The following is a 25474-nucleotide window of genomic DNA, read 5'->3' as shown; positions in this document are numbered from 1 at the left end:
ATCGCTTGCTAATTGCTAATGGAAATATTACCTATTAACCATTAGCAATTAGCAAGCTTGCCAATTTAACTTTGCCGAATTGGAATTTCGATAATGAATTCCGTTCCTTGACCGGGTGTGGAAATGCAGTGCATGTTACCTTGGTGTTTTTCTACAACAATTGAGTAGGAAATTGACAATCCTAAACCCGTTCCTTTACCAATGGGTTTGGTGGTAAAGAAAGGTTCAAAGATGCGGCGGCGAACTTTTTCTGGGATTCCCGGTCCATTGTCGCAAATCCGAATTACAGCTAAGGGTATTCCCGGACAAGTTTCTGCAATATCCTCCCCTGTTTCCGGACATCTAATTGAAGTAGAAATCGAGATTTTCCGGGGAGCATTTTGCGTTTCAAGGGCGTCAATTGCATTGGCGAGTATGTTCATAAACACTTGGTTTATTTGACCTGGATAGCATTCGATGAACGGCAACTTCCCATATTGTTTAGTGACTTGAATCTCCGGATAATCTGGTTTAGGTCTAAGGCGGTTTTGCAGAATCATTAACGTACTGTCGATTCCTGTATGAATATCCACCGCTTTTAGGGCAGATTCGTCATGTCTGGAGAAGTTGCGTAAGCTGAGAACGATGTCGCGGATGCGATTGGTGCCTAACTTGATCGAATCTACAATCTTGGGTAAGTCCTGACACAAGAATTCTAAATCGCAGTCTTGTATTTTCTGTTTAATTTCCTTTGTTTCTCCTGGATATTGCTGTTGGTACAAATGCAAAATTTCTAGCAATTCCTGACTGTATCTCTCGATATGGGGAAGATTCCCGTAAATGAAGTTAACTGGGTTGTTAATTTCGTGAGCAACTCCCGCTACGAGTTGTCCTAAAGAAGACATTTTCTCGCTTTGAACTAATTGCATTTGGGTGCGTTGCAGCTGGTGAAGGGATTTTTCCAATTCTGCGGCTTTTTGTTTAATTTGAGCTTCTTTTGCTCGCAAAGTTGCTTCTACTTTTAAGCGTTCGCTAATGTCTATGATGACCGCCAGAAATACAGGAGGAGCGCCCTTTTCTCTTAACAGTTGTAAGTGGACTTCTACTGGATAGGTACTCCCGTCTTTACGCTGGTGAATGCTTTGGAAGACTAATTTTTCTTCTTCGCCAGAAAGTAAGGGTGCGATCGCGCGGCGAAAGTCCTCTTCTTTTATTCCCGGTTTGATATCATAAGGGGTGAAGTTTTGCATCTCTTCTTTCGAGTATCCCATGTTGCGCCGCCCCCTAGCATTCACATATTGAAACCGCAAAGATGCGGCGTCGAATATATAAATTTCATTCGAGATCAGGTCGAGAACTTTCCAGAGACGCTGCTGTTTATTTTCGGTAATATCTAACCCCATTTCTACAACTTTTAATTCCCCATTGATATCTTGAAAGGGATAGTTGTAAATTTCATAAGTGCGTCCGTGGCGATGGTCTATCCATTCCCAACTTTGAGTCTTTTTGGTGGCAAAAACAGTGCAGGTGGGACAAAGGGAACAAGGTGTTTTGGTGCGTGGTAAAGCTGAGTCATCCTCTTTACTAACACACTCAGGCGTTGACGCTACTTCTCCATCCAAAATGAAACATGCTTTGTGGTTCGGTTCGCCAAAAATCTCCCGAAAGCGTTGGTTATAAAACCCTGTTGAGTTTTCGGATCTAATATGTAAAAATACGGGCAGTTGCTCGAGCAGTGCATAAAGGCTTTGTCTTTCTTTTTTAAGCGCTTTCACTTCTGCTTGAACTAGCGATTCTTGAATTTCTTTTCCGCTATTTTTCTCTCCCACCTCTTCTTTAGCTACTGCATAAATTTGTTTTTCTTCCGAACAAGATAAACTCCAAGACAGCCAGCGATAACTACCATTTTTGTGACGATAGCGATTTAACAGATAGCAGGGACGATCTGGCTGACAATGTTGTAAAGTTGCTAGGCTGACCGATAAATCCTCTGGATGCACTAATTCTAGCCAAGATATTCCCAAAAGTTCTCCAGGAATCCAGCCTAAAATGCGGCTGACTGCGGGGTTCATTTGTTGAAAGTTTCCTCGCTTTTCTAGGACGCAAAATATGTCTGGGGATAAATCGAAAAAAGCTTTAAAATCAATCTTTTCTTTTTTGCTCTTATCGACTGTTTGTTGGGTTGCGGTTGAGTTTTTCATCTGAACTTTCTTGCCTCTGTTTTGGGAACTAATTTAATCCTTGCTCCTTTAAACTGGCTAATTCCTCATCTCTCGAGAGTACTTGCTCATAAAATATTAAGTTTATTCGCAATTACCTCCGATGAATTAGTAGTTAGCTACTCTACAAGACAGAAGCACCCCGATCTAATATCTTTCGATATTTTTAATATTCTATTTACTCTTTTTAATTCAATCCCGATACTCCCGCTGCTTGCGCCCCGCCGCTAGCAATAAGCCAGCAGCATTAGCGTCTACAGGTGGGGAAAGATAGTTGCCTTGTACCTGTTCGCATTTCAATTTTTTCAGTTGCTCTAGTTGAAGTGCTGTTTCTACCCCCTCTGCTATCACATCCATGCCGAGATTGTGAGCCAAGTTAACAATTGTCCAAAGGATGGCGGCATTGTGGCCCTGCTTGCCGATCTGACTCACAAAAGAGCGGTCAATTTTTAAGGTATTGAGGGGGAAGCGGGTCAGGTGTGATAGAGATGAATAACCCGTCCCAAAGTCGTCAATACACAGACCAATTTGGCGTTGTCTCAATTGCTGTAGCATGAGAGCGGTTTCTTCTGAATCATCGATCAGGGTGCTTTCGGTAATTTCTAGTTTCAAACAGTTTCCGTTTAACCCTGTTTCCCAAAGAATTTTGTCGATTTGTTGCACGAGTCCGGGGTGAAGGAATTGTTTGGAAGATATGTTTACGCTCACGATCAAGGGCTGTGCAGTGGGAAATGCTAGTTGCCAGATTCGCATTTGCATGGCAGCTTGTGCCAACACCCAACGCCCTAAAGGAACGATTAATCCGGTGTCTTCGGCTAAGGGGATAAATTCATTGGGTAACAGTTGTCCTCGTTGTGGGTGTTGCCAGCGCAATAAGGCTTCAAACCCAGAAATTCTGCCGGTTACTAACGAAAAAATTGGCTGGTATTGCAGCGCGAATTCCCGACGGTTTTCGACGGCTTTTCTCAGGTCATTTTCTAGCTGCAATGACTCTATTGCCCGATCGTACATTTTGGGGTTAAATACGGCGTAGCCGGTGAGGTTTCGCTGCTGTTTGACGCAATACATGGCGGTATCCGCATCGCGCAGAACGTGGGTGGCTTCGTCGTGGGCGGCGATCAAGTTGTTGGTAACTGACGCCCTGGGTGAACCGCTGAGGACGATGCCGATGCTGGCGCTGGCGAATATTTCGTGTCCTTCGATGTAAAACGGATGGGCGATCGCTTTCACAATCCGTTCGGCGACAAAGGTAACATCGCGCACGTCGCTGATGTTTTCCAGCAGGATGGTGAATTCGTCCCCCCCCAGTCGGGCGACGGTATCGCTGGGGCGCAGGCAGCTTGTCAGGCGTTCGGCAAAGGCTACCAGTAACCGATCTCCGGCTAGGTGTCCCATGCTATCGTTGATTAGTTTTAGCCGGTCTAGGTCGAGGAATAATACGGCAAATAAGCGCCGGGGATATTGTTTGACCGTGGCGATCGCTGCTTCCAGGCGGCGCAGAAATAAGGCGCGATTGGGTAACCCGGTGAGGGCGTCGTGCCAAGCGTAGTGTCGCAGTTGTTCTTCCACTTGCTTGCGTTCGGTGATGTCTGCGATCGCTCCCACATACCCAATCGTACTCCCCGACCTTCCCGTTTCTGCGGTTGCTTGGGCTATCACCCACACCACCGTTCCGTCTGGACGCAGGATGCGATATTCGCAGGACCCGAACGACAAATTTTTCGCCACTGCCTGATACCATTCGGTCAGGACGCGCACCCGGTCTTCCGGGTGAATCGTTCGCACCCACCCTTCCCCCATTGCTTCTCGCACTTCGACGCCGTTGAGTTGACACCAGCGATCGTTGACTTGAATATACTGCCCCAAAGCATCGGTACAAAATATGCCTACGGGCGATAAGTTTACCAGGGTTTGATACTGATTTTTGCTTTCCCGCAGCGCGGCTTCTGCTAATTTGCGCTCGGTGATTTCAAACTGAATTGTCAGATATTGCACGGGTCTGCCTTGATCGTTTAAAAATGGCACGACTGTGCTGCTTACCCAATAATCTCTCCCATCTTTGGCGCGGTCTTTAATTTCTCCTTGCCAAACTTGTCCCTGGCTAATCGTTAACCACAAATGCTGGAAAAATTCTCTGGAATGATATCCAGAGTTGAGCAGGGTAAAGCTTTGACCGAGCAGTTCTTCTCGACTATACCCAGAAATTACGCAAAATTTGTCGTTGACGTAGTTGATGATGCCGTGCGGATCGCTAATCGCAATAATTGCTGCTTGGTCTAGGGCATATTTAATATCTGATAATTCTTTCAGTGTTGTTTGCAGTCTGTTTTCTACTTTTGAACACTTGATGCCCTTGCAACTGTATGTTTTTAGATCTATTACGCATGGTTCGTAATTTTCTATTCTTTCTGTACCATATTCTTCTTGCACTTTTCTAGCATTCATATCAGTAATATTTCCTTGGTTAATTTGGCATTTAGTTTCAGCAATTCAAGGTTATACAAGATTAGCGATATATTCTACCATCGTTTTGAAAATATTTGTTGCCCCTGAGTTTATCCTTCTCTCATTTTTGCATAATTTTAACCATTGTAACCAATTATTAAGCAACTATAATTTTCTTAGCCTCTGTGGGCGTGGATCTACCAAATTTAACCGGATTTTAACCAAATTGCTATATTATAATATATAATATAATTTTGGTGATTTTTTAGTATAGCCGATTACACAAGTGGTTAAAGAAGCAAAAATTTTTATTTTTTTCGTTGCCGATGTCAAATAAAAAAATTAGTCACAGGACTTACGCAAAGAAACCGGGTTTCTTGCTGCTAGAAACCCGGTTTCTAGGAAAGTCATTAGTGATGAGTAATTTTACTCCTCACTAATGACTAATGACTAATGGCTAATTCTGTAATAAATGTTGGGCGACGAGATCGGCGACCTCGTTGGGGTGCATTTTGCTACAGCGAGTTTTACTCGGCATTAACATCATATTGGGAGCAGAAGAACAGCGTTTTTGGCAACCAGTGCGTTCGATTTCCACGCGATCTTGCAGTCCGCGATCGCACAAAACTGCCTCTAATTCTTGACAAAGTTTCTTAGCACCCCGTTTCTGACAACCCGACTTTTGGCATACCAGAATTTTGGCTTTTGGTTTAGTGCAGCGGGAGAGGTCTGACTTGGGAGAAGCAGAGGGAGAAATCTCTGTATTTTGGTAGAGTTTGTTAATTTGATAAGCTTTAAATTTAGGTTCATCACATTTCTTTAGCTTGGTTTCGCCAAAGATTTGAATCCAGTCACCAGGCATTAAAACTTGGTTTAAACTGACGCGGGATTCCTTAGAAAGTTTAATTTTTAGCTCATTTGAGCCAACCGCAACTCGCAAGTATTTGAGTTTGCCTCCCGACTCCTGGATAAACCCTAAAAATTGTCCCTCAAGGCTGAAATGTGGCTGCCGATGAAAATTGTATAAATCCATAATTTGGTTCCTCGTTGAAAAATCATAGGTATTGGATGCAGATGCAAAGTTCGAGTAATATGAAATCCGGTTGCATCGGAATGATTGGCCTTTCTTGGTAATTGGTAATTGCTAATTGGTAATTGCTAATTGCTAATTGCTAATTGCAAGAAAAGCCCCTACAGGTCGTAATTCCGATGCAACGGTCAATGATATAAGTGGGGATAAGCTTTCCCAGAAACCCGGTTTATGGAAAAAACCAGGTTTCTTGCTCTGCGCCAACCCTCTTAACCATTACCAATTAGCAATTAGCAATTAGCAAGCGAGCAATTAGCAAGCTTGCAATTAAGCAATTCGCTTACCTTCAACCGTGAGAGGAAGTTGAAAAGGTTCGGACAGGTCGGGAAAAATCATTTCCCATCCATTGGCGAGAACGAAGATTTTTCCTTCGGGGCCTTCTTTTTCGCTAACCACTTCCTCTTCTAAGTCTTTTTTGGCGACATAGACGGTTAAGTGTCCGGCGTTGTTGCGGCGTAACATAACTTTCATGAGGCTTCCTCCACGGGTTCTAATTCTTTTTTGCGACAACCGATAACCACGCCCTTTTCTAAGAAATGCACCGCATAGATATAGTACATTTGTAAATAAGTGCCAATGCCAACTACATAGCCGACATCGCCCTTTTTAGCGAGCGGTGTGCCGATATCGATACCGGGAAAAGTGCCATCATTGCGAATTAGTTTCCGCAACCGGACTTTTTGTTCCATTTCAAACACGGGTGGTTCGGCGATTTCAATTTCATCTGACTCCATGAGCTACCCTCCGGTTGTTGACTAAATCGATCAGTTCTTGTTCAGTTAAACTGCGCTTTACTTTTACCGATAAATTCCGCACCTGCTCCAAAATTAACTGAATTTCTTCAGGATCGAGAAAGATCCCGTGTTGTTTTAGCAAGTCGGATAGTAGATGCTTCCCTGAATGTTTACCCACAACTAAACGCCGCTTCCAGCCTACTTCTTCTGGGGAAAAAGGTTCATAAGTAGCAGGATTTTGTAAAATGCCGTGAGCGTGGATACCTGATTCGTGAGCGAAGGTATTTTCGCCGACAATTGCTTTCCAAGGCGGGATGAAACTGTTAGATGCTTTCGCTACGATTTGAGAAAGATGCCGGAATTGACGGGTATCGATACCCAAATCGAGGGAGTAAACTCGTTTAAGTGCCATCACCACTTCTTCTAAAGGGGCGTTACCAGCGCGTTCGCCCAATCCGTTGACGGTGGTATTAACTGATTTGGCACCGGCGCGAATCCCGGCGATCGCATTCGCCGTCGCCATCCCCAAATCGTTATGGGTGTGCATTTCAATCGGAATCGACAAAATCGAAACCAATTGGCTAACTTTTTCGTAGGTAGTAAAAGGATCTAAAATTCCCACGGTGTCGCAGAAGCGAAACCGAGATGCGCCCAATTCTTGAGCGTATAACGCCACTTCTACCAGAAAATTTTCATCAGCTCTAGAAGAATCTTCGCCGCCAACGGATACGTATAAACCTTTATCTTTGGCGAAACTGACAGTTTCTTGTAGCTTAGAAAACATGGTGCGCCACCTTCCCTGAAATTTAGCTTGAATTTGAATTTCAGAGACGGGGACAGAGATATGGACTCGCTTTAAACCTGCTGCTATGGACGCTTGCACATCGCTAATAACCGCACGATTCCATCCCAGGAGTTCAGCTTGCAAACCTAAATCTATAACGCGAGCGATCGCTTGTCGTTCTTCCACTCCCATTGCGGGAATGCCGATTTCCAATTCCGGTACCCCGATGGCGTCTAAAAAGGTGGCGATCGCAATTTTTTCTTCTGGGGTAAAAGCAACACCTGCTGCCTGTTCCCCATCCCGAAGTGTTGTATCGTTGATTTGGACGCGATTCACTGCACTTACCTCGTAAAGTTGTTAGTTATCGGTTGTCAGTTTTTTGCTATCAGTTGTTAGTTGTTTTTTTTACTTACTACCGATCGCTGATCGCTGACCACTGATTACTAAACGTAGAGCCTGGAACCGTCATTTTGGGTTTTGAGTTAAGAACTTTTTACCCTTCAACTCAAAACTCAACAAAACGAAATCATACTTGTGCGAAGCGTTCCAGTTGCCCGGATAATAACCAATTAGCAGCTTGAAACTGAGTGCGACTGTCTAACCAATCGTAAATTGCGGTAAGCTGTTCTAGGGAAACTAGACCGTATTGCCACAGCACCATTGGTAAAGGTTCATCGCCTTGTTTGCGGTTGCGGAGTGCCACGGCGATCGCTGAACTGGAAATCGCCAGATCGTTTTGTAAAAAGTTGATGAATTCGCTCATTTTTTTACTGGATTCCATGACACTACCTTCAACCGATTTTAGATGAGAGATTGCAGATTTGAGATGATTTCAGATTTGAGATTTGAGATTTCAGATTTAACCTGATTTCAGATTTGAGATTTGAGATTTCAGATTTAACCTGATTTCAGATTTGAGATTTCAGATTTAAATTCAAACTAAATCTGCAATCTGCAATCTGCCATCTCAAATTTAAAATGTCTTCAGGCTATCTTCAGCCAGGAAGTGAGCCAGATGAAAAGCTCGATCTTCGGTGGCTAGAAGAATTTGTTCGTACAGGTAACGAGTCCCGCGATCGCCGATACTTTCTGCTTGCGCTGCTTGACGGCGAATTATATCGATAACTGCCCGTTCGGCTTGCAAATTGTGTTCTACCATTGTCCGGGCATTAAAAATCCCCTCATCTTCTGGGCTAAAACAACACAATTCGGCTAATTTGGCAAAGCTGGCTACAGGAGTTCCCCCCAGACCATTCAAGCGTTCCCCAATGTCGTGGACGTGACCTTGGACTGCTGTATAGCTGTCTTGGAAAAACTGATGCAGATCGTAAAATTCTGCGCCTTCTACTACAAAGTGATGTTTTTGGTATTGCAGGTAAAGCGCTTGAAAACTCGCCAGGGCAATATTCAATCCTTCCGTCACCGGAACGGTAACTTCCTGTCCTAAACCGACGGGATTTTCTTGGACTTGTCCGAAGGATTGTTTAACGGTAACTTCTGTCATTAATTCACTCCTAAATACAACTTTGCGAGCTTGGTAATTGGTGATTGCTAATTGCTAATTGCTAATTGCTAATAGTTTTGATTAAAGCCTTGCCATTAACCATTAGCCATTAGCCATTAGCCATTAACCATTAGCCATTAGCCATTAGCCATTAGCCATTACCAATTTCCGAATTTCCAACACCGTTCCAGCCAATCGATTAATTCAGACCGAGAAGCGATAAACTGTAACACGGTACTGCGGACTAGAACGGCATCAATACTGTTATTAACATCGACGCGCAGGGAACCATCATTCGGACAGCAACAGGGAATGGTTAGTTCTTGCAGGCGGCGATAAACTTGCCAGCGGTCGAGTCGGGAAATTTGGACAACTTGACCCTTTAAGGCGTCTGGAGGAGGGAATTTAGACATGTTCCTAAGAATTTTGCTGTAGGGAAAGGACTCGCTCCTAGAAACCGGGTTTTTCATAGCAACCTGGTTTCTTTGCGTAAGTCCTGGAGTTGTTGTTCGAGTTTCTCGATCCGATCCCACAGGGACCGAATTACCGATGCTTGGGTATCGGGTAATTGTGCGTGTTCCAAGGGACAACCTATACCCTGCTTAGAAACGATCCGCCCCGGTACGCCAACAACTGTACAGTCAGAAGGCACTCCCCGCAGCACAATAGAACCAGCACCGATGCGGACGTTATTGCCAATTGAAATATTGCCCAATACCTTCGCACCCGCGCCCACAACGACATTTTTCCCTAACGTGGGATGGCGCTTACCCGTTTCTTTGCCCGTCCCGCCCAGAGTAACGCCCTGATAAATCAGCGCATAATCTCCCACAATGGCAGTTTCGCCAATCACGACGCCCATCCCGTGGTCGATAAACACGCCCTTGCCAATCGTAGCCCCTGGGTGAATTTCAATCCCGGTTAACAGCCGCCCAATGTGAGAAATCAGGCGCGGGATGACACTAACCTTGCGGACGTACAACCAATGGGCAAAGCGATTCAAGCAGATGGCGTGAAAACCCGGATAGCATAACAGCACTTCCAACCAGTTACGGGCGGCGGGGTCGCGCTCAAAAATAATGCGAAAGTCTTCTAGAACCGTTTGCCAGATGGAATCGCACTTACTTAAGCGAGGCAGAGCCTCTAGGATCTCGTTCCCAGGCTGAGCCTGGGAACGAGGAGCAGGAGGCGGCTCCTCCGGTCTGAGGCTGGGTTCCCCCTGGTATGCAGAGGTTTTGCTAGTCGGTGGTGAAGTGAAAATTTGTAGCATTAGCTTGGGGGGGAAAAGCAACAAACACTTTCAAATGCTTATAACAAATGCCTTTTGCCCCGGCGTTTCACCCCGTGCAGATTTGATTAATTAGAGTTATTAGATTTGTACTCAAGGCTGGCGATCGCCCTAGAATCGAGATTGAAAAATAATTTTGGGGTAGGGGTACTGGTATTTCTGGGGTATGGCACAAGTATTTCCGGCAGGGGGGACTTGTATTTTTGTACTCAAAACAATCCCCTCTTGATGCGGGTTTGAAGCCATTTATGCTGAGTACTATATATAGGATCGGTTTGTACTCAAGCCCCGTTTTTTCCCTTTCCAGTTTTTAGCTTAACAAATTTTGTTTCGATTGCTACCGTTTAAAAAAAAGTGCTATTTTAGATACAGAATGAAATTCCGTGGTCGCGCTGGGGTAGCCGACGGAAGGAAGGGCGAAGACAGTAAGTTTCGCCCTTATGTTTCGCCCCTACTCCAGTTTTTTCAACTCCATATCTCCTTTTGAGTACAGGGCGCGGCACTCAAAAAAAGCAGTCTGGGCAGCCTTCAAATCCAGTCCCAGAGAGGCTTTTACCTTGAGTACAAAAATTCCAGCACCCCTAGACCAGAAATACTCGTACCCTAGCCAAGAAATACTAGGACCCCTACCCCAAAAAAAATTTTTCAGGTTGCTCTGAAAAGGGTTTGAGGGCTTGAGTACAAAACTAATTAATCCAATAAATCTGAATCTGGGCTCAATAGAATTGTTCGCCAAGGAACTGCTGTTATAAATTTCCCATAACGTCACGCACTAGAAATTCAGCAGACAAAAAACCTCGTGCAAAAATCCCTGGGGCGGGCAGGATGCCCACCCCACAAAGCTAAAAAAATTCTTGTGGGGTAGGCGTCTCGCCTGCTTTAGGAGATAGTCAGCAAGAGGAGTTTTGCAAAAAGTCTAAGAATTGCTGAAACGAGTGTATTGACGAAGGTTGAAACGCATCTTTTCGGTTTTTCGGTAACGGCTAGTTTTTTAACCACGGAATTTCAATGTCACCAACCACTGAACTACTTACAACAAAGGAAGCAGTAGCAGACACCAAAGCACCTGCGGCTGCCAAAAAATCAGGTGGCTGCGGCTGTAGTTCCACTTCCTCAACGGAACCATCGCTGGATGAAAAACTCAAACAGCGGATTGAAAAGCACCCCTGCTACAGCGAGGAAGCGCATCACCACTACGCCCGGATGCACGTTGCAGTTGCTCCCGCTTGCAACATCCAGTGCAACTACTGCAACCGCAAATACGACTGTGCTAACGAAAGTCGCCCGGGCGTCGTCAGCGAACTGCTAACTCCAGAAGAAGCAGCGCACAAGGTGCTGGTGGTGGCGAGTAAAATTCCCCAAATGACAGTTTTGGGAATTGCTGGTCCTGGGGACCCGCTAGCCAACCCGGAAAAAACCTTCCGCACCTTTGAACTAATTGCAGACAAAGCCCCGGATATCAAGCTGTGCTTGTCAACCAACGGTTTGATGCTGACGGAACACGTTGATAAGATTAAACAACTCAACGTCGATCACGTCACCATCACTATTAATATGGTTGACCCAGAAGTCGGCGCCAAGATTTATCCCTGGGTTCACTACAAGCGCAAGCGCTACAGAGGCATCGAAGGGGTCAAGATCCTGCACGAGAAGCAAATGGAAGGCTTGCAAGCCCTCAGAGAAGCCGATATCCTGTGCAAAGTCAACTCGGTGATGATTCCCGGCATCAACGACGAACACCTAGTCGAAGTCGATAAGGTGATTCGCGACAATGGTGCATTCCTGCACAACATCATGCCGCTAATTTCTGCACCGGAACACGGCACCTACTTTGGTTTAAACGGACAGCGCGGTCCCACACCCAAAGAACTCAAGGCACTGCAAGATAATTGCTCCGGCAATATGAAGATGATGCGCCACTGCCGTCAGTGCCGCGCCGACGCAGTAGGATTGTTGGGCGAAGACCGTTCTCAAGAATTCACCAAAGAGAACTTCTTGGAAATGACGCCGGAATACGACATCGAGAAGCGTCAAGAAGTCCACGCTCAAATCGCTAAAGTACGCGAAGAACAAAAGGCAGCTAAAGATGCCAGAATTGCTGCGAAGAAAGCTGCCAATGCGCCCAAGATCCTCGTGGCGGTGGCAACTAAAGGTGGTGGAATGGTTAACCAACACTTTGGTCATGCCCGCGAATTCCAAATCTTTGAAGTTGACGGGACCCAAGCCAAGTTTGTTGGACACCGCAAAGTAGACCAATACTGCCAAGGTGGTTTTGGCGAGGAAGAATCCCTCGACGGCATGTTAAAGATGCTGGAAGATTGCAAAGCCGTTTTGGTTTCTAAGATCGGTCACTGTCCGCAAGAAAGCTTGCAAAAAGCCGGAATTGAACCAGTAGAAGCCTACGATTTAATCGACAAGGTGGCACTGGAGTTCTATCAAAAATGGATAAGTGCTAATGGCTAATGGCTAATGGCTAATCGCTAATCGCTAATAAAGGAGGAGGCGATGACTTACACGATTACTAGCAGTTGTATTGGGTGCGATCGCTGTTTATCTCAATGCCCCACGGGCGCAATTACCAAAGATGGAGATACCCTCTGGATTAATCCCAAACTCTGCAACGGCTGCGCTGGTTTTTACCGAGTACCTCAATGTCAGGCTGTTTGCCCCACAAATAACGGTATTGCTCGTTTAAGTCCCGTCTCTTCCATTTCTAGCGGTGATTACTGGGACTCTTGGTTCAACACCTACAACCGCTTAGTAGAAAAATTGAATAGTACCAAACAACCCAAATATTGGGAAAGGTGGTTTGACGCCTATTCTCAAAAACTGAAAAGTGTCATTCATTACGATCCCTGATAGGGATTTTAATTAAGAACATTCGCTAACTGAGTTTGAGAAGCTGGACTCAGTCTTACGGCAATCCTTCCACTATGCAGTTTCAATCCCTGATAGGGATTTAAGGTAAGCCGCTTCTTCAGATGCTGATATTAACCTTAAATTCCTGCCAATGTCAAGTCAATGAGTGGCAGCATGGAAACTCCAATCTATTTAGACAACAACGCAACGACAAAGATAGATCCTCTCGTCGTTGAAGCAATGCTTCCCTTTTTAACGACTTATTATGGCAATCCTTCCTCAATGCACACCTTTGGCGGACAAGTTAAAAAAGCCGTCCAAACTGCAAGAGAACAAGTTGCCATCTTATTGAACGCAGATCCGGCAGAAATTGTCTTTACCAGTTGCGGCACCGAAGGAAATAATGCAGCAATTCGCGCCGCAATCGCTTCCCAACCAAATAAGAAGCAAATCGTTACGACGCAAGTAGAACATCCTGCGGTTCTCAATGTCTGCAAAACTTTAGAAAAGCAGGGTTATTCAGTCACCTATCTTTCTGTTGATAGACAGGGACGCCTGGATCTAGATGAAGTTGATGCTGCGATTACAGGTGGTACGGCGCTAGTATCAATCATGTACGCCAATAACGAAACCGGGACGATTTTCCCAGTCGAACAAATTGGCGCGATCGCCAAAGAAAAAGGCGCGATCTTCCACGTCGATGCCGTGCAAGCAGTGGGTAAAGTTCCCCTGAACATGAAGAACAGCACCATCGATATGCTCACCCTTTCCGGTCACAAACTGCACGCGCCTAAAGGAATTGGTGCATTATACGTGCGGAAAGGCGTGCGCTTCCGTCCCTTCCTGATTGGCGGACACCAGGAGAGAGGACGCCGAGGCGGGACAGAGAACGTACCGGGTCTAGTAGCTTTGGGTAAGGCGTGCGAGTTGGCGCTACAGCATATCGGCGACGTGAAGAAAGAGAAAGCGTTGCGCGATCGCTTAGAAAAAGGCTTACTCGCCGCCATCCCCGACACCGAAATCAACGGATATCCCAAAGAAAGACTGCCCAATACAACCAATATCGGCTTCAAATATATCGAAGGCGAAGCCATTTTACTCTCCCTCAACCAACACGGGATTTGCGCCTCCTCTGGTTCTGCATGTACCTCCGGTTCATTAGAACCATCCCACGTATTGCGAGCAATGGGATTACCATATTCCGTCTTGCACGGTTCAATCCGTTTCTCCCTTTCTCGATACACCACCGACGCAGAAGTTGACCAAGTACTAGCAATAATGCCAGAAGTTGTAGAGCGTTTGCGCGCTATGTCGCCCTTCAATTCCGACGCCGCATCCTGGCTACAAGAACACGAAAAGAACTTGGCCTCGGCTAATCGCTAATGGCTAATGGCTAATGGCTAATGGCTAATGGCTAATGGCTAATGGCTAATGGCTAATGGCTAATCGCTAATGGCTAATGGCTAATCGCTAATGGCTAATGGCTAAGAGTACAAATTTAGCAGCCATCCAGCTCACAAACTCCCAGTCAGCAGTTAGCAATTAGCAATTAGCAATTAGCAATTACCAATCACCAATTACCAATTTTCTTAACACTTTACCCCTTCACAAAAACAGCCATGTGGGACTATACTGAGAAAGTAATGGAACACTTCTACAATCCCAAAAATCAGGGAGCGTTAGAAGCCACCGAAGAGACAGGAAAAAAAGTAGTCACCGGAGAAGTAGGAAGCATAGCTTGCGGAGACGCCCTGAAACTTCACCTCAAGATTGATGAAACCAGCCAAAAAATTGTTGATGCCCGCTTTCAGACCTTTGGATGTGCTAGTGCGATCGCTTCATCATCTGCCCTCACCGACATGATTATCGGTATGTCAGTAGAAGAAGCGATCAAAGTTACCAACCGAGACATTGCCGAATTCCTGGGAGGACTTCCCGAAGAAAAAATGCACTGTTCCGTAATGGGAGCCGAAGCGCTAGAAGCAGCGATTTACAGCTACAAAGGAATTGAAGTAGAAGCCCATGAAGAAGACGAAAGCACATTAATTTGTAAGTGCTTTGGTGTCACAGAAAACCGGATTCGGAAGGTAGTTAAACAAAACAAACTCACCACAGCCGAACAGGTAACAAACTACATCAAAGCCGGGGGCGGATGCAGCACTTGTTACGCAGATATTGACGATATAATCGCTTCTGTTTGGTCAGAGATTGAAAATGAACCAGAAACAAGTTATGATGACTATAACGTAGGAGTCGCAACCGATATAGCAGTAGCAAAAGAAGAAGGAAGCGAACCTCCAGTCAGACATCTGACCCCGATGCAAAAAATCAACTTGATCCAACAAGTTATAGAGGCAGAAATCAGACCATTCCTGAAAGCAGATGGGGGAGATATAGAACTTTACGACGTAGAAGGCGACAAAGTAAAAGTTATTCTGCGAGGCGCTTGCGGAACTTGTCCCAGCAGTTTAGTCACCCTCAAAATAGCAGTCGAAGCCAAATTACAAGAGCGCGTCCTACCGACGATCGCAGTCGAAGCAATTTAAACAAAGAGTCATGACCCAAGACTCATGACCAATTACCAATTACCAATTACCAATTACCAAACATGAAGAAGAAGTATAGAGGAGAGCGATCGCCTCCAGCGATCCTCCCTTTCCCCCACCCCATCTCATAACCATTCCCGCGAGATGGGCCTTAACCAACCTAAAGACAGCGGTTGGCAGTTAGTTGAAAAATGCCACTTCCCCAACTAACCACCAACCACGAGACAACGACACAAACCAACCAATTAAGCAGAGAGACACAAAATTATGCGTCAAATAGCATTCTACGGCAAAGGCGGTATCGGTAAGTCTACCACTTCCCAAAATACGATCGCTGCTTTGTCCCAAGCCGGGAACCGCATCATGATCGTAGGTTGCGACCCCAAAGCTGACTCTACCCGCTTAATGCTCCACTGTAAAGCACAAACCACCATTTTGCACTTAGCAGCCGAGCGCGGTTCCGTAGAAGACCTGGAAATCGAAGAAGTATTGCTCACAGGCTTCAACGGTGTCAAGTGCGTTGAATCTGGCGGTCCAGAACCAGGGGTAGGTTGCGCCGGACGTGGTGTAATCACCGCCATTAACTTCCTGGAAGAAAATGGCGCTTACGAAGACCTGGATTTCGTCTCCTACGACGTATTGGGTGACGTTGTGTGCGGTGGTTTCGCCATGCCAATTCGGGAAGGCAAAGCCCAAGAAATCTACATCGTCACCTCCGGCGAAATGATGGCGATGTACGCTGCTAACAACATCGCTCGCGGGATTCTGAAGTACGCTCACTCCGGCGGTGTACGTCTCGGCGGTCTGATTTGTAACGAACGTCAAGTCGCCCACGAAGTTGAACTAATCGAAGAATTGGCTCGTCGTCTGAACACCCAGATGATCCACTTCGTACCTCGCGACAACCAAGTGCAACAAGCAGAACTGCGCCGCATGACGGTTATCGAATACTCGCCCAACCACAAGCAAGCTCAAGAGTACCGTCAGTTAGCTCAGAAGATTCAAGACAACGACGACCTGCGGATTCCAACTCCAATCTCGATGGACGAACTAGAAGCCCTGCTGATGGAATTCGGCATCCTGAAAGAAGAAGACGAAAGCGTCATCGGTGTAACCGAAGACGGAGTCAAAGTCACAGCCTAATCGCAACTAAGGGCTAGGGACTAGGGGCTAGGGATTAGGGGACATTCTCCCCCCTCCCCCCCTTCGCCCTTCCTCCTCTCCTCTTCAATCTCCCAATGTGCGCTACAAAAATAATGCCGGAGAAGACACAAAATGAGCGACGTAGTACAAGAAAATAGAGACCTAATTAAAGAAGTTCTGGCAGTATATCCTGAAAAAACTGCCAAGAAACGCGAGAAACACCTCAACGTATACGAAGAAGGCAAAGCAGATTGCGGCGTTAAATCCAACATCAAATCCAACCCAGGCGTTATGACCACTCGTGGTTGTGCCTACGCCGGATCGAAGGGTGTGGTTTGGGGTCCGATCAAAGACATGATTCACATCAGTCACGGCCCCGTTGGATGCGGTTATTATTCCTGGTCAGGTCGCCGCAACTATTACATAGGCACCACAGGTATTGACACCTTTGGTACGATGCATTTCACCTCCGATTTCCAAGAAAGAGACGTAGTATTCGGCGGTGACAAGAAACTTGCCAAACTGATAACTGAACTCGAAGAATTATTCCCCCTCAACAACGGGATTACGATTCAATCTGAATGTCCGATTGGTCTAATCGGGGATGACATTGAAGCAGTTGCCCGTAAAGCCACCAAAGAAACTGGAAAAATGGTTGTTCCAGTACGTTGCGAAGGCTTCCGGGGTGTATCTCAATCCCTCGGTCACCACATCGCCAACGACACAGTTCGTGACTGGGTATTCGACAAAACCGACCTAGACAAACTCGAATTCGAGTCCACACCTTACGACGTAGCAATCATCGGTGACTACAACATCGGTGGTGACGCTTGGTCTTCCCGCATCCTGTTAGAAGAAATGGGACTGCGCGTAGTAGCCCAGTGGTCAGGGGATGGCACTTTGCAAGAGATGAAAGTCACGCCCAAAGTGAAACTGAACCTGGTACACTGCTACCGTTCGATGAACTATATTTCTCGTCACATGGAAGAGAAATATGGTATACCCTGGTTAGAATATAACTTCTTTGGCCCCACCAAGATTGCCGAATCGCTGCGGATGATTGCCGAACGATTTGACGACAAGATTAAAGAAGGTGCAGAGCGCGTTATTGCCCAATACCAAGCTCAAACCGACGCCATTCTGGAAAAATATCTCCCCCGTTTGAAAGACAAGACCGTAATGATCATGGTGGGCGGTCTGCGTCCCCGCCACGTCGTTCCCGCCTTCTACGATTTGGGAATGAAAGTCATCGGTACGGGGTATGAATTCGGTCACAACGACGACTACAAACGCACGACTCACTACGTCGATCACGGCACATTAATTTATGACGACGTAACAGGTTATGAGTTTGAAGAATTCGTCAAGAAATTAAAACCCGATCTCGTGGCTTCTGGCATCAAAGAGAAGTATGTCTTCCAAAAGATGGGTCTGCCCTTCCGTCAGATGCACTCTTGGGATTATTCCGGTCCTTATCACGGTTATGACGGATTTGCTATCTTCGCCCGTGACATGGACATGGCATTGAATAACCCCACTTGGGATCTAGTCAAGACTCCTTGGAAACAATAGGCAATCGGTAATAGTTAATGGGTAATAGGACTTGCCAAAACCAGATCGCCAATTACCCATTAGCAATTAGCAATTAGCAATTATCAAATCGCAGACCACGGAATTTTTGGAGAGACTACAATGGCTCAGAATAATATTGACCAGATCAAAGACCACGCCGAACTATTTCACCAACCAGAATACCAAGAACTCTTTGCCCGTAAAAAGGAAGAGTTTGAAGGGATGGCTCCTGTCGATAAAGTAAAAGAAATCGCTGATTGGACGAAGACTTGGGAATATCGGGAAAAGAACTTTGCTCGCGAAGCTTTAACCGTTAACCCAGCAAAAGCTTGCCAACCTTTAGGTGCTATTTTAGCCGCCGTAGGGTTTGAAAAAACAATGCCCTTCGTTCACGGTTCTCAAGGTTGCGTTGCTTATTTCCGCACCCACTTTACCCGCCACTTCAAAGAACCCTTCTCTGCGGTATCTTCTTCCATGACAGAAGACGCAGCGGTATTCGGCGGTCTGAAGAACATGATCGAGGGTTTGGCTAATACCAAAGCCATGTACAATCCCAAGATGATTGCCGTCTGCACCACCTGTATGGCAGAGGTAATTGGGGATGACTTGAACGGGTTTATTGGTAACGCCAAAAATGCTGGTTCTATCCCTCAAGATTATCCAGTTCCTTATGCACATACTCCTAGTTTCGTGGGTTCCCACGTTCTGGGTTATGACAACATGATGAAGGGTATTCTTTCCTGCCTCACAGCTAAGCAAAAGAAAGAAACCACCAACGGCAAGCTGAACTTTATCCCCGGTTTTGAAACCTACATCGGCAACCTGCGGGAAGTCAAGCGGATTCTCGGTTTATTTGGCATCGACTACACCATTCTGGGCGATCATACCGATTATTTGGATGCTCCCAACACCGGCGAATATGAAATGTATCCCGGTGGAACCAAGCTGGAAGATGCAGCAGATTCCGTGAATGCTGAAACCACCATCTGCTTGCAAAAATACTCGACCATCAAGACACGGGAATGGATCGCGCAAAATTGGGAGCGTCCTACCGAAGTTCTGCGTCCTTATGGCATTAAGGGCACCGATGAATTCTTACAACGGTTATCAGAATTAACCGGCAAACCAATTCCGGAAGAATTGACCGCAGAACGGGGACGCGCTGTTGATGCGATGACCGATTCTCATGCTTGGTTGCATGGTAAGAAGTTCGCCATCTATGGCGACCCAGATTTAATCTGGGGTGTGGTTAATTTCTTACTAGAAATGGGTGCTGAACCCATCCACATCGTTTGCAACAATGGTGACGAAGACTTCAAAGAAGAACTCGATGCAGTGTTGCAAGCAACTCCCTACGGTCAAGGCGCGACTGTTTGGATTAAGAAAGACTTGTGGCACCTGCGGAGTCTGTTGTTCACCGAACCAGTAGACTTCTTTGTGGGCAATTCTTACGGTAAGTATCTCTGGCGTGATACTCACACCCCAATCGTTCACATCGGTTATCCAATCTTCGACCGTCACCACTTACACCGCTATTCAACTCTCGGTTATGACGGCGTAATTAACATGTTGAATTGGGTCGTAAATCGCATCCTGGATGAATTGGATCGCAACACGATCGTTCCAGCGAAGACCGATATTTCTTACGACTTGATTCGTTAAGGTTGACCCTCTGGAAGGGAACAAGGAAAAGCAGGCTCTGTAGGGGCACGGCATTGTACAACCTTTGAGTACAAACTAAAAGTTATTCTACGCCGTGCCCCTACAAAAATTTTTCTGATTCGAGATAGCCCTCAGATCATTATCCTACTTTTCCTTTTTCCTTTTTCTTTTTCTCGGAACTGACGCACGACGCTCCTAGAAACCGGGTTTCTGCGTAGATCTCTAGTTCCAAAGCAACGATTTTGCATAGAAACCCGGTTTCTTTGCATAAGTCCTGTTTCTATTACTTGGAGCGAAGCGAGATGGCAACTCTTACCCCAATTCACGAACACGACCATCACCACCACGAGCTAGTAAGAAACCCAAGAAGCCCTGGCTTCGACATCCTTTCTCCCCTGCGTCAATTGGTAGATAGCATCGAAGTTAAAGATAGAAACATTGCTCATCTGTTTTGTCAACTGATTCCTTGCTGCTGTCCTTTTGAACGCGATGTCAGTTTGTTCGGGCGGGTTTTATTCCACATTCCAGCTTTGTGTAAATTAAATCCTCTCTACAACGAGTTTGTATTCTTGCGCTTCCGCGCCCTCTCGTTCCTAGCAGATGTGTGCGGTGAAGATGTAACGAAATATATTTGTTGATTGCTAATTGCTAATAGCTAATTGCTAATTGCTAAGTTGTAAAAATCAACACAATTCTCCAGAGCAATTGGTGATTAGCTATTATGACAAGCCAAAACACAGAAGAAAAAGCAAATAGCCATTAGCCATTAGCCATTAGCCATTAAGTCATGAAAATTACTCAAGCTAAAATAACCGAACTCCTGAGCGAAAAAGGCTGCGAACACAATCATCAGAAAGAAGGGAAAAAGAAGACAGCTTGTACTAAGCAAGCACAACCGGGAGCCGCTCAAGGTGGATGTGCGTTTGATGGTGCTTCGATTGCTTTAGTTCCGATTACTGATGTTGCCCATTTGGTTCACGGACCGATTGCTTGTGCGGGTAATTCTTGGGGTTCTAGAGGTAGTCAATCTTCGGGGCCGCAACTTTATAAAATGGGTTTTACGACCGATGTTAGCGAGAATGATGTGATTTTTGGGGGAGAGAAGAAGCTGTACAAGGCGATTAAAGAGGTGAGCGATCGCTACAACCCCGCCGCCGTCTTTGTATACTCGACCTGCGTTACAGCGCTGATTGGGGACGATTTGGATGCCGTTTGTTCTGCCGCTACAAAGAAATTCGGCCTTCCCGTCGTCCCGATCAATTCCCCCGGTTTTGTCGGTACGAAAAATCTAGGTAACCGCATCGGCGGCGAAGCATTACTCGATTACGTCATCGGCACGAAAGAGCCAGAGTATACCACACCTTACGACATAAATTTAATCGGCGAATACAACATCGCCGGGGAATTGTGGGGAGTTTTACCCTTATTTGAAAAGTTAGGAATTCGCGTCCTAGCTAAAATTACCGGCGACGCCCGTTACAACGAAGTCTGCACCGCCCACCGCGCCAAACTCAATATCATGATCTGCTCGAAAGCGCTGATCAACATGGGGACAAAGATGCAAGAAAGATACGGCATTCCCTACATTGAGGAATCTTTCTACGGCGTCGAAGATATGAATCGGTGCCTGAGAAATATAGCAGATAAATTGGGTTGTGACGACTTAAAAGAACGAGTCGAAAAACTAATTGCCGAGGAAACAGAAAAATTAGACCAAGCTCTCGAACCTTATCGCCAAAGACTCAAAGGTAAGCGAGTCGTTCTTTACACCGGAGGGGTAAAAAGCTGGTCGGTTATATCCGCCGCCAAAGATTTAGGGATGCAAGTAATGGCGACCAGCACCAAGAAGAGTACCGAAGAAGATAAAGCCAAAATTAAAGAACTCTTGGGTAAAGATGGCATCATGCTAGAAAAAGGAAACGCCGCCGAACTGCTAGAGGTAATTGATAAAACCAAAGCAGAGATGTTAATCGCTGGCGGACGCAACCAATATACAGCATTGAAAGCCAAAATTCCATTTTTGGATATTAACCAAGAGCGCCATCATCCCTACGCAGGTTATGTAGGAATGATCGAAATGGCAAGGGAATTAGACGAAGCGTTACACAGTCCCATTTGGGAACAAGTACGCAAACCAGCGCCGTGGGAATAGGTAATGGGTAATGGCCTTCCCAGGCAGAGCCGTGGGAACGAGGGTATAGGTAATGGGTAATCGGAACCAACTACCAACTACCAACTGACCGGAGGCGGGTTTATATAGGTTATCTGCGATCGCATATATTGCTGGTAAAACCCGCCCCTACACAACTACCAATTACCAACTACCAATTACCAATTACCAATTAGCAATTAGCAATTAGCAATTAGCAAATCTTATGGCTACTGTAATCACCCCCACAAAATCCGTTGCTGTTAATCCCCTGAAGCAATCTCAACCCCTGGGTGCAGCGTTAGCTTTCTTAGGTTTAAAAGGAACGATGCCGTTGTTTCACGGTTCCCAAGGTTGCACGGCGTTTGCCAAAGTTATGTTGGTGCGACACTTTCGGGAAGCGATTCCTTTAAGTACGACCGCGATGACCGAAACTACGACAATTTTAGGGGGAGAAGATAACGTACAAACCGCGCTTTTGACTTTGTTAGTGAAAGCGAAACCAGAAATTATTGGACTTTGTACGACTGGGTTAACGGAAACGCGCGGGGATGATATGCAAGGCATCCTCAAAACGATCAAACAGCGCTATCCAGAATTACAAGATTTGCCGATTGTCTTTGTTTCTACTCCGGATTTTAAGGGTGCTTTGCAAGATGGATATGCTGCTGCTGTTCAAAGCATTGTGCAGACAATTCCAGAAGCAGGAGATTTGATCGAAGATCAAGTGACAATTTTGCCTTCTTCGGCATTTTCGCCGGGGGATGTGGAGGAAATTAAGGAGATTGTCGAGGCATTTGGACTTAAACCAATTGTCGTCCCCGATCTGTCGCTTTCCCTCGATGGTCACTTGAACGAGGGGGACTACAGCGCCACGACGACTGGTGGGACGAGTTTAGAGGACTTGCGGCGCGTTGGTGCTTCTGCGTTTACCCTGGCGCTGGGGGAAAGTATGCGGGGTGCGGCGGATGTTCTGATGCAGCGCTTCGGAACGGAATATCAGGTGTTTCCCAGAGTAACGGGATTGAGTGCGGTGGATGAGTTGATGGTGCGACTGTCTTTGGTCAGCGATCGCCCCGTCCCAGAAAAATACCGCCGCCAGCGTACCCAACTCCAAGATGCGATGTTAGACACCCATTTCTACTTCGGTCGCAAGCAGATATCCCTCGCATTAGAACCCGATTTGTTGTATGCAACCAGCTGCTTTTTACAAGAGATGGGAGCAGAAATTCAAGCGGCTGTGACTACCACAAAATCACCAATTCTGCAAGAAGTTCCTACGGAATTTGTCAAGATTGGCGACTTAGAAGATTTAGAACAATTGGCGGTTGGTGCGGATTTACTGATTACCAATTCCCAGGGCACGCGGGTGAGTAAAAAATTGGGAATTCCTCTCTATCGGCGAGGATTGCCCATCTACGATCGCCTGGGTAACGGTCACTTTTCCTCAGTTGGTTATAAAGGAACAACCGCGCTGTTGTTTAATATTGGCAATATTTTATTGGAGGAAGAAGAAATCAAAAATAAACATTAAAAATTGCCAGATTTTCAACTTTTCATGCGAGACTTAAACTAAGTAGCAGAAGAGGGAAACAATGAAAATTGCATTTGCTACGCAAGACCTGATTCACATCAATGCCCATTTCGGATCGGCGAAACAAATGGCAGTTTACGACGTGTCGCCGGAGGGCTATCAATTCTTAGAAACCATCGGGTTTGATGGCAAACTCGACGAAGATGGTAACGAAGATAAACTGGTTCCCAAAATTGAAGCTTTATCTGACTGCACGATTGTTTATGTAGCCGCAATTGGTGGCAGCGCAGCGGCGAGGCTAATTCGCAAGAAAGTGACTCCCGTCAAGTCAAAAACAGAAGACGACGAGATTACTGAAGTCCTGGAAGATCTGGTGACTACGCTGAAAGGAAATCCGCCACCTTGGCTGCGAAAAGTTTTGCAACAGCAGGAAAAAAGCTTTGAAGATTTTGAGGATGAATAGTCAGTTTGCTAATGGCTAATGGTTAATGGCTAATGGTTAATGGCTAATGGCTAATGGCTAATGGTTAATGGCTAATGGCTAATGGCTAATGGCTAATGGCTAATGGCTAATGGCTAATGGCTAATGGCTAATGGCTAATGGCTAATGGTTAATGGCTAATGGCTAATGGTTAATGGCTAATGGCTAATGGCTAATGGCTAATGGCTAATGGCTAATGGCTAATGGCTAATGGTTAATGGCTAATGGCTAATGGCTAATGGCTAATTTCATTTGCGATCGCTAACCCACTCTAGATACAGGAAAACAAAGGAAAGACAATGACTACAGAAACTGCTCTGACCAATGAAGAGTTAGTTAAAACCACGCCATACCTGCAAGAATTGGCACGTCAAATGCGCGCTCAAGATGGCTACGGTACTTTCCGGACTTGGTCGGATGAATTGGTTCTCAAACCATTTATTGTCAGCAAAGAGCAGAAACGGAAAATTTCTGTTGATGGCGATGTCGATCCGGTGACTAAGTTAAGAGTTGCGTCGTTTTATCGCGCAGTTGCAGCTAGAGTCGAGCAAGAAACCGGATTACTTTGTCAAGTCGTAATTGACTTGAGTCACGAAGGATTTGGCTGGGCATTAGTATTTTCCGGTCGCCTCTTAGTCACCGCCAGAACTCTGCGCGATGCCCAAAGATTTGGCTTCGATTCTTTTGAAAAATTAGCAGCCGAAGGCGAAAAGTTGGTCACATCTGCGGTAGAACTCGCTACCCGCCATCGAGACGTAGCAAAGATTTAGTCATTAGGTAATGGCGTTCCCAGGCAGAGCCGTGGGAACGAGGGTAATGGGTAATGGGAATTTCCCAATTACCAATTACCAATTACCAATTACCAATTACCAAGGAAGAAACTTATGGTTCAAACAACCGAACTAACCATTGAGGACTTAAAAGCAAAAATTAAACGCCTCAACAGCAAAGGCGGTCAACTCAAAATGGAGCTTCACGATTTAGCTGAGGGACTGCCAACAGATTTCGACAAAATTATGGAGGTAGCAGGCAGAACTTACGAACTATTTAGCGAGTTAGACGAGCTGAAAAAACAGTTAAAAGCACAGGAGCAAGCCAAATGACACAGACTTTAGCCGATCTCAAAAAAATATCTGATGCTGAAGACTATTTTCTCTTTTTTAACCTCCCTTTCGATCAGCAGGTTGTGAATGTCAACCGCTTGCACATATTGAAGAAATTTTCTCAGTATATGACTGAGATTGATGAAACTTTTCCAGATATAACTGAAGCGGAAAAGGTGGTCAAGTACAGCGAAGCTCTCCAAAGTGCTTATAACTTGTTCTTGAGTTCAAATGCGGTAGAGCAAAAACTGTTCAAGGTGTTTAACGACAAACCCAAAAACGTCGTGATGCTCTCAGACATCAAAATTGATTAGTTCTCATTCCTTCAGGGTGCGGCGACGCCATCACCTTTGTTTCGACCTAGATCTCTAGTTTCCTTGCT

At 45.7% G+C, this 25474-nt stretch carries 24 protein-coding genes; 14 read left to right on the top strand and 10 right to left on the bottom strand.

Features of this window, described 5'->3' with window-relative positions:
* Window positions 1–65: 65 nt before the first annotated feature.
* From MiSe_RS08100 to cysE, 10 genes are all read right to left on the bottom strand, one after another.
* Window positions 66–2180 (bottom strand): PAS domain-containing sensor histidine kinase, encoded by a 2115-nt coding sequence (locus MiSe_RS08100; protein WP_226577209.1) that lies wholly within the window; start codon window positions 2178–2180, stop codon window positions 66–68.
* A 210-nt stretch (window positions 2181–2390) separates the two neighbouring features.
* Window positions 2391–4643 carry a sensor domain-containing protein gene (locus tag MiSe_RS08095; RefSeq protein WP_226577208.1) on the bottom strand — a complete coding sequence of 751 codons (2253 nt, stop codon included), beginning with the start codon at window positions 4641–4643 and terminating at the stop codon, window positions 2391–2393.
* A 457-nt stretch (window positions 4644–5100) separates the two neighbouring features.
* Window positions 5101–5676, bottom strand: a complete 576-nt coding sequence (locus tag MiSe_RS08090; RefSeq protein ID WP_226577205.1) for a (2Fe-2S) ferredoxin domain-containing protein — start codon at window positions 5674–5676, stop codon at window positions 5101–5103.
* A 324-nt stretch (window positions 5677–6000) separates the two neighbouring features.
* Window positions 6001–6204, bottom strand: a complete 204-nt coding sequence (gene nifT / locus MiSe_RS08085; RefSeq protein WP_226577202.1) for a putative nitrogen fixation protein NifT — start codon at window positions 6202–6204, stop codon at window positions 6001–6003.
* A complete protein-coding gene (locus MiSe_RS08080) occupies window positions 6201–6467 on the bottom strand; it encodes a nitrogen fixation protein NifZ (RefSeq protein WP_226577200.1) in 267 nt (88 codons plus the stop codon). The genes nifT and MiSe_RS08080 overlap by 4 nt, the downstream gene beginning before the upstream one ends.
* On the bottom strand, window positions 6454–7587 hold the full coding sequence (nifV, locus tag MiSe_RS08075) for a homocitrate synthase (protein WP_226577197.1): 1134 nt from the start codon (window positions 7585–7587) through the stop codon (window positions 6454–6456). Before nifV ends, MiSe_RS08080 begins: the two co-directional genes overlap by 14 nt.
* A 190-nt stretch (window positions 7588–7777) precedes the next feature.
* A complete protein-coding gene (locus MiSe_RS08070; protein ID WP_226577194.1) occupies window positions 7778–8032 on the bottom strand; it encodes a DUF2949 domain-containing protein in 255 nt (84 codons plus the stop codon).
* Between the two features lie 192 nt (window positions 8033–8224).
* Window positions 8225–8755, bottom strand: coding sequence for a DNA starvation/stress protection protein DpsA (dpsA, locus tag MiSe_RS08065; protein WP_226577190.1), 531 nt, complete (start codon window positions 8753–8755; stop codon window positions 8225–8227).
* 158 nt (window positions 8756–8913) lie between these two features.
* Window positions 8914–9168, bottom strand: a complete 255-nt coding sequence (locus MiSe_RS08060; protein WP_226577188.1) for an Asr1405/Asl0597 family protein — start codon at window positions 9166–9168, stop codon at window positions 8914–8916.
* Between the two features lie 53 nt (window positions 9169–9221).
* On the bottom strand, window positions 9222–10025 hold the full coding sequence (gene cysE / locus MiSe_RS08055) for a serine O-acetyltransferase (RefSeq protein WP_264196379.1): 804 nt from the start codon (window positions 10023–10025) through the stop codon (window positions 9222–9224).
* A 1026-nt stretch (window positions 10026–11051) separates the two neighbouring features.
* On the opposite strand from cysE, the gene nifB reads away from it, so the two are divergent.
* The 14 genes from nifB to nifW all read left to right on the top strand — a co-directional run bounded on the left by nifB (window position 11052) and on the right by nifW (window position 25406).
* Window positions 11052–12506, top strand: a complete 1455-nt coding sequence (gene nifB, locus MiSe_RS08050) for a nitrogenase cofactor biosynthesis protein NifB (protein ID WP_226577184.1) — start codon at window positions 11052–11054, stop codon at window positions 12504–12506.
* A gap of 42 nt (window positions 12507–12548) precedes the next feature.
* Window positions 12549–12902 carry a 4Fe-4S binding protein gene (locus tag MiSe_RS08045; RefSeq protein ID WP_226577181.1) on the top strand — a complete coding sequence of 118 codons (354 nt, stop codon included), beginning with the start codon at window positions 12549–12551 and terminating at the stop codon, window positions 12900–12902.
* Window positions 12903–13076: 174 nt separating this feature from the next.
* A complete protein-coding gene (gene nifS / locus MiSe_RS08040) occupies window positions 13077–14285 on the top strand; it encodes a cysteine desulfurase NifS (RefSeq protein ID WP_226577177.1) in 1209 nt (402 codons plus the stop codon).
* 236 nt (window positions 14286–14521) lie between these two features.
* Entirely contained in the window at window positions 14522–15448 is a 927-nt protein-coding gene (gene nifU, locus MiSe_RS08035; protein ID WP_226577175.1) for a Fe-S cluster assembly protein NifU, read from the top strand.
* A 267-nt stretch (window positions 15449–15715) separates the two neighbouring features.
* On the top strand, window positions 15716–16591 hold the full coding sequence (gene nifH / locus MiSe_RS08030; protein ID WP_226577172.1) for a nitrogenase iron protein: 876 nt from the start codon (window positions 15716–15718) through the stop codon (window positions 16589–16591).
* A 132-nt stretch (window positions 16592–16723) separates the two neighbouring features.
* Window positions 16724–18163, top strand: a complete 1440-nt coding sequence (nifD, locus tag MiSe_RS08025; protein WP_226577169.1) for a nitrogenase molybdenum-iron protein alpha chain — start codon at window positions 16724–16726, stop codon at window positions 18161–18163.
* 120 nt (window positions 18164–18283) lie between these two features.
* Complete coding sequence (nifK, locus tag MiSe_RS08020; protein ID WP_226577166.1) at window positions 18284–19825, top strand: nitrogenase molybdenum-iron protein subunit beta; 1542 nt, start codon at window positions 18284–18286, stop codon at window positions 19823–19825.
* 302 nt (window positions 19826–20127) lie between these two features.
* Window positions 20128–20463, top strand: a complete 336-nt coding sequence (locus MiSe_RS08015; protein WP_226577164.1) for a Mo-dependent nitrogenase C-terminal domain-containing protein — start codon at window positions 20128–20130, stop codon at window positions 20461–20463.
* 149 nt (window positions 20464–20612) lie between these two features.
* Window positions 20613–21977 carry a nitrogenase iron-molybdenum cofactor biosynthesis protein NifE gene (gene nifE / locus MiSe_RS08010; protein WP_226577162.1) on the top strand — a complete coding sequence of 455 codons (1365 nt, stop codon included), beginning with the start codon at window positions 20613–20615 and terminating at the stop codon, window positions 21975–21977.
* Window positions 21978–22200: 223 nt separating this feature from the next.
* Entirely contained in the window at window positions 22201–23508 is a 1308-nt protein-coding gene (nifN, locus tag MiSe_RS08005; protein ID WP_226577159.1) for a nitrogenase iron-molybdenum cofactor biosynthesis protein NifN, read from the top strand.
* Between the two features lie 61 nt (window positions 23509–23569).
* Window positions 23570–23971, top strand: a complete 402-nt coding sequence (gene nifX, locus MiSe_RS08000) for a nitrogen fixation protein NifX (protein ID WP_226577157.1) — start codon at window positions 23570–23572, stop codon at window positions 23969–23971.
* Between the two features lie 317 nt (window positions 23972–24288).
* Window positions 24289–24759: a NifX-associated nitrogen fixation protein gene (locus tag MiSe_RS07995; protein WP_226577155.1), complete on the top strand. Its 471-nt coding sequence runs from the start codon at window positions 24289–24291 to the stop codon at window positions 24757–24759.
* A 114-nt stretch (window positions 24760–24873) separates the two neighbouring features.
* Complete coding sequence (locus tag MiSe_RS07990) at window positions 24874–25092, top strand: CCE_0567 family metalloprotein (RefSeq protein WP_226577154.1); 219 nt, start codon at window positions 24874–24876, stop codon at window positions 25090–25092.
* Window positions 25089–25406 (top strand): nitrogenase-stabilizing/protective protein NifW, encoded by a 318-nt coding sequence (gene nifW / locus MiSe_RS07985; protein WP_226577152.1) that lies wholly within the window; start codon window positions 25089–25091, stop codon window positions 25404–25406. The genes MiSe_RS07990 and nifW overlap by 4 nt, the downstream gene beginning before the upstream one ends.
* Window positions 25407–25474 lie beyond the last annotated feature (68 nt).

Source organism: Microseira wollei NIES-4236 (genome assembly GCF_020521235.1).
GTDB lineage: Bacteria > Cyanobacteriota > Cyanobacteriia > Cyanobacteriales > Aerosakkonemataceae > Microseira > Microseira wollei.
The sequence above is the reverse complement of the archived record's forward strand: the minus strand, read 5'-3'. Positions and strand labels throughout refer to the sequence as shown.

Coding starts and splice junctions, on each gene's coding strand:
- MiSe_RS08100 (WP_226577209.1), bottom strand. CDS start 2,180: ATGAAAAACTCAACCGCAACCCAACAAACAGTCGATAAGAGCAAAAAA.
- MiSe_RS08095 (WP_226577208.1), bottom strand. CDS start 4,643: ATGAATGCTAGAAAAGTGCAAGAAGAATATGGTACAGAAAGAATAGAA.
- MiSe_RS08090 (WP_226577205.1), bottom strand. CDS start 5,676: ATGGATTTATACAATTTTCATCGGCAGCCACATTTCAGCCTTGAGGGA.
- nifT (WP_226577202.1), bottom strand. CDS start 6,204: ATGAAAGTTATGTTACGCCGCAACAACGCCGGACACTTAACCGTCTAT.
- MiSe_RS08080 (WP_226577200.1), bottom strand. CDS start 6,467: ATGGAGTCAGATGAAATTGAAATCGCCGAACCACCCGTGTTTGAAATG.
- MiSe_RS08070 (WP_226577194.1), bottom strand. CDS start 8,032: ATGGAATCCAGTAAAAAAATGAGCGAATTCATCAACTTTTTACAAAAC.
- dpsA (WP_226577190.1), bottom strand. CDS start 8,755: ATGACAGAAGTTACCGTTAAACAATCCTTCGGACAAGTCCAAGAAAAT.
- MiSe_RS08060 (WP_226577188.1), bottom strand. CDS start 9,168: ATGTCTAAATTCCCTCCTCCAGACGCCTTAAAGGGTCAAGTTGTCCAA.
- cysE (WP_264196379.1), bottom strand. CDS start 10,025: ATGCTACAAATTTTCACTTCACCACCGACTAGCAAAACCTCTGCATAC.
- nifB (WP_226577184.1), top strand. CDS start 11,052: ATGTCACCAACCACTGAACTACTTACAACAAAGGAAGCAGTAGCAGAC.
- MiSe_RS08045 (WP_226577181.1), top strand. CDS start 12,549: ATGACTTACACGATTACTAGCAGTTGTATTGGGTGCGATCGCTGTTTA.
- nifS (WP_226577177.1), top strand. CDS start 13,077: ATGGAAACTCCAATCTATTTAGACAACAACGCAACGACAAAGATAGAT.
- nifU (WP_226577175.1), top strand. CDS start 14,522: ATGTGGGACTATACTGAGAAAGTAATGGAACACTTCTACAATCCCAAA.
- nifH (WP_226577172.1), top strand. CDS start 15,716: ATGCGTCAAATAGCATTCTACGGCAAAGGCGGTATCGGTAAGTCTACC.
- nifD (WP_226577169.1), top strand. CDS start 16,724: ATGAGCGACGTAGTACAAGAAAATAGAGACCTAATTAAAGAAGTTCTG.
- nifK (WP_226577166.1), top strand. CDS start 18,284: ATGGCTCAGAATAATATTGACCAGATCAAAGACCACGCCGAACTATTT.
- MiSe_RS08015 (WP_226577164.1), top strand. CDS start 20,128: ATGGCAACTCTTACCCCAATTCACGAACACGACCATCACCACCACGAG.
- nifE (WP_226577162.1), top strand. CDS start 20,613: ATGAAAATTACTCAAGCTAAAATAACCGAACTCCTGAGCGAAAAAGGC.
- nifN (WP_226577159.1), top strand. CDS start 22,201: ATGGCTACTGTAATCACCCCCACAAAATCCGTTGCTGTTAATCCCCTG.
- nifX (WP_226577157.1), top strand. CDS start 23,570: ATGAAAATTGCATTTGCTACGCAAGACCTGATTCACATCAATGCCCAT.
- MiSe_RS07995 (WP_226577155.1), top strand. CDS start 24,289: ATGACTACAGAAACTGCTCTGACCAATGAAGAGTTAGTTAAAACCACG.
- MiSe_RS07990 (WP_226577154.1), top strand. CDS start 24,874: ATGGTTCAAACAACCGAACTAACCATTGAGGACTTAAAAGCAAAAATT.
- nifW (WP_226577152.1), top strand. CDS start 25,089: ATGACACAGACTTTAGCCGATCTCAAAAAAATATCTGATGCTGAAGAC.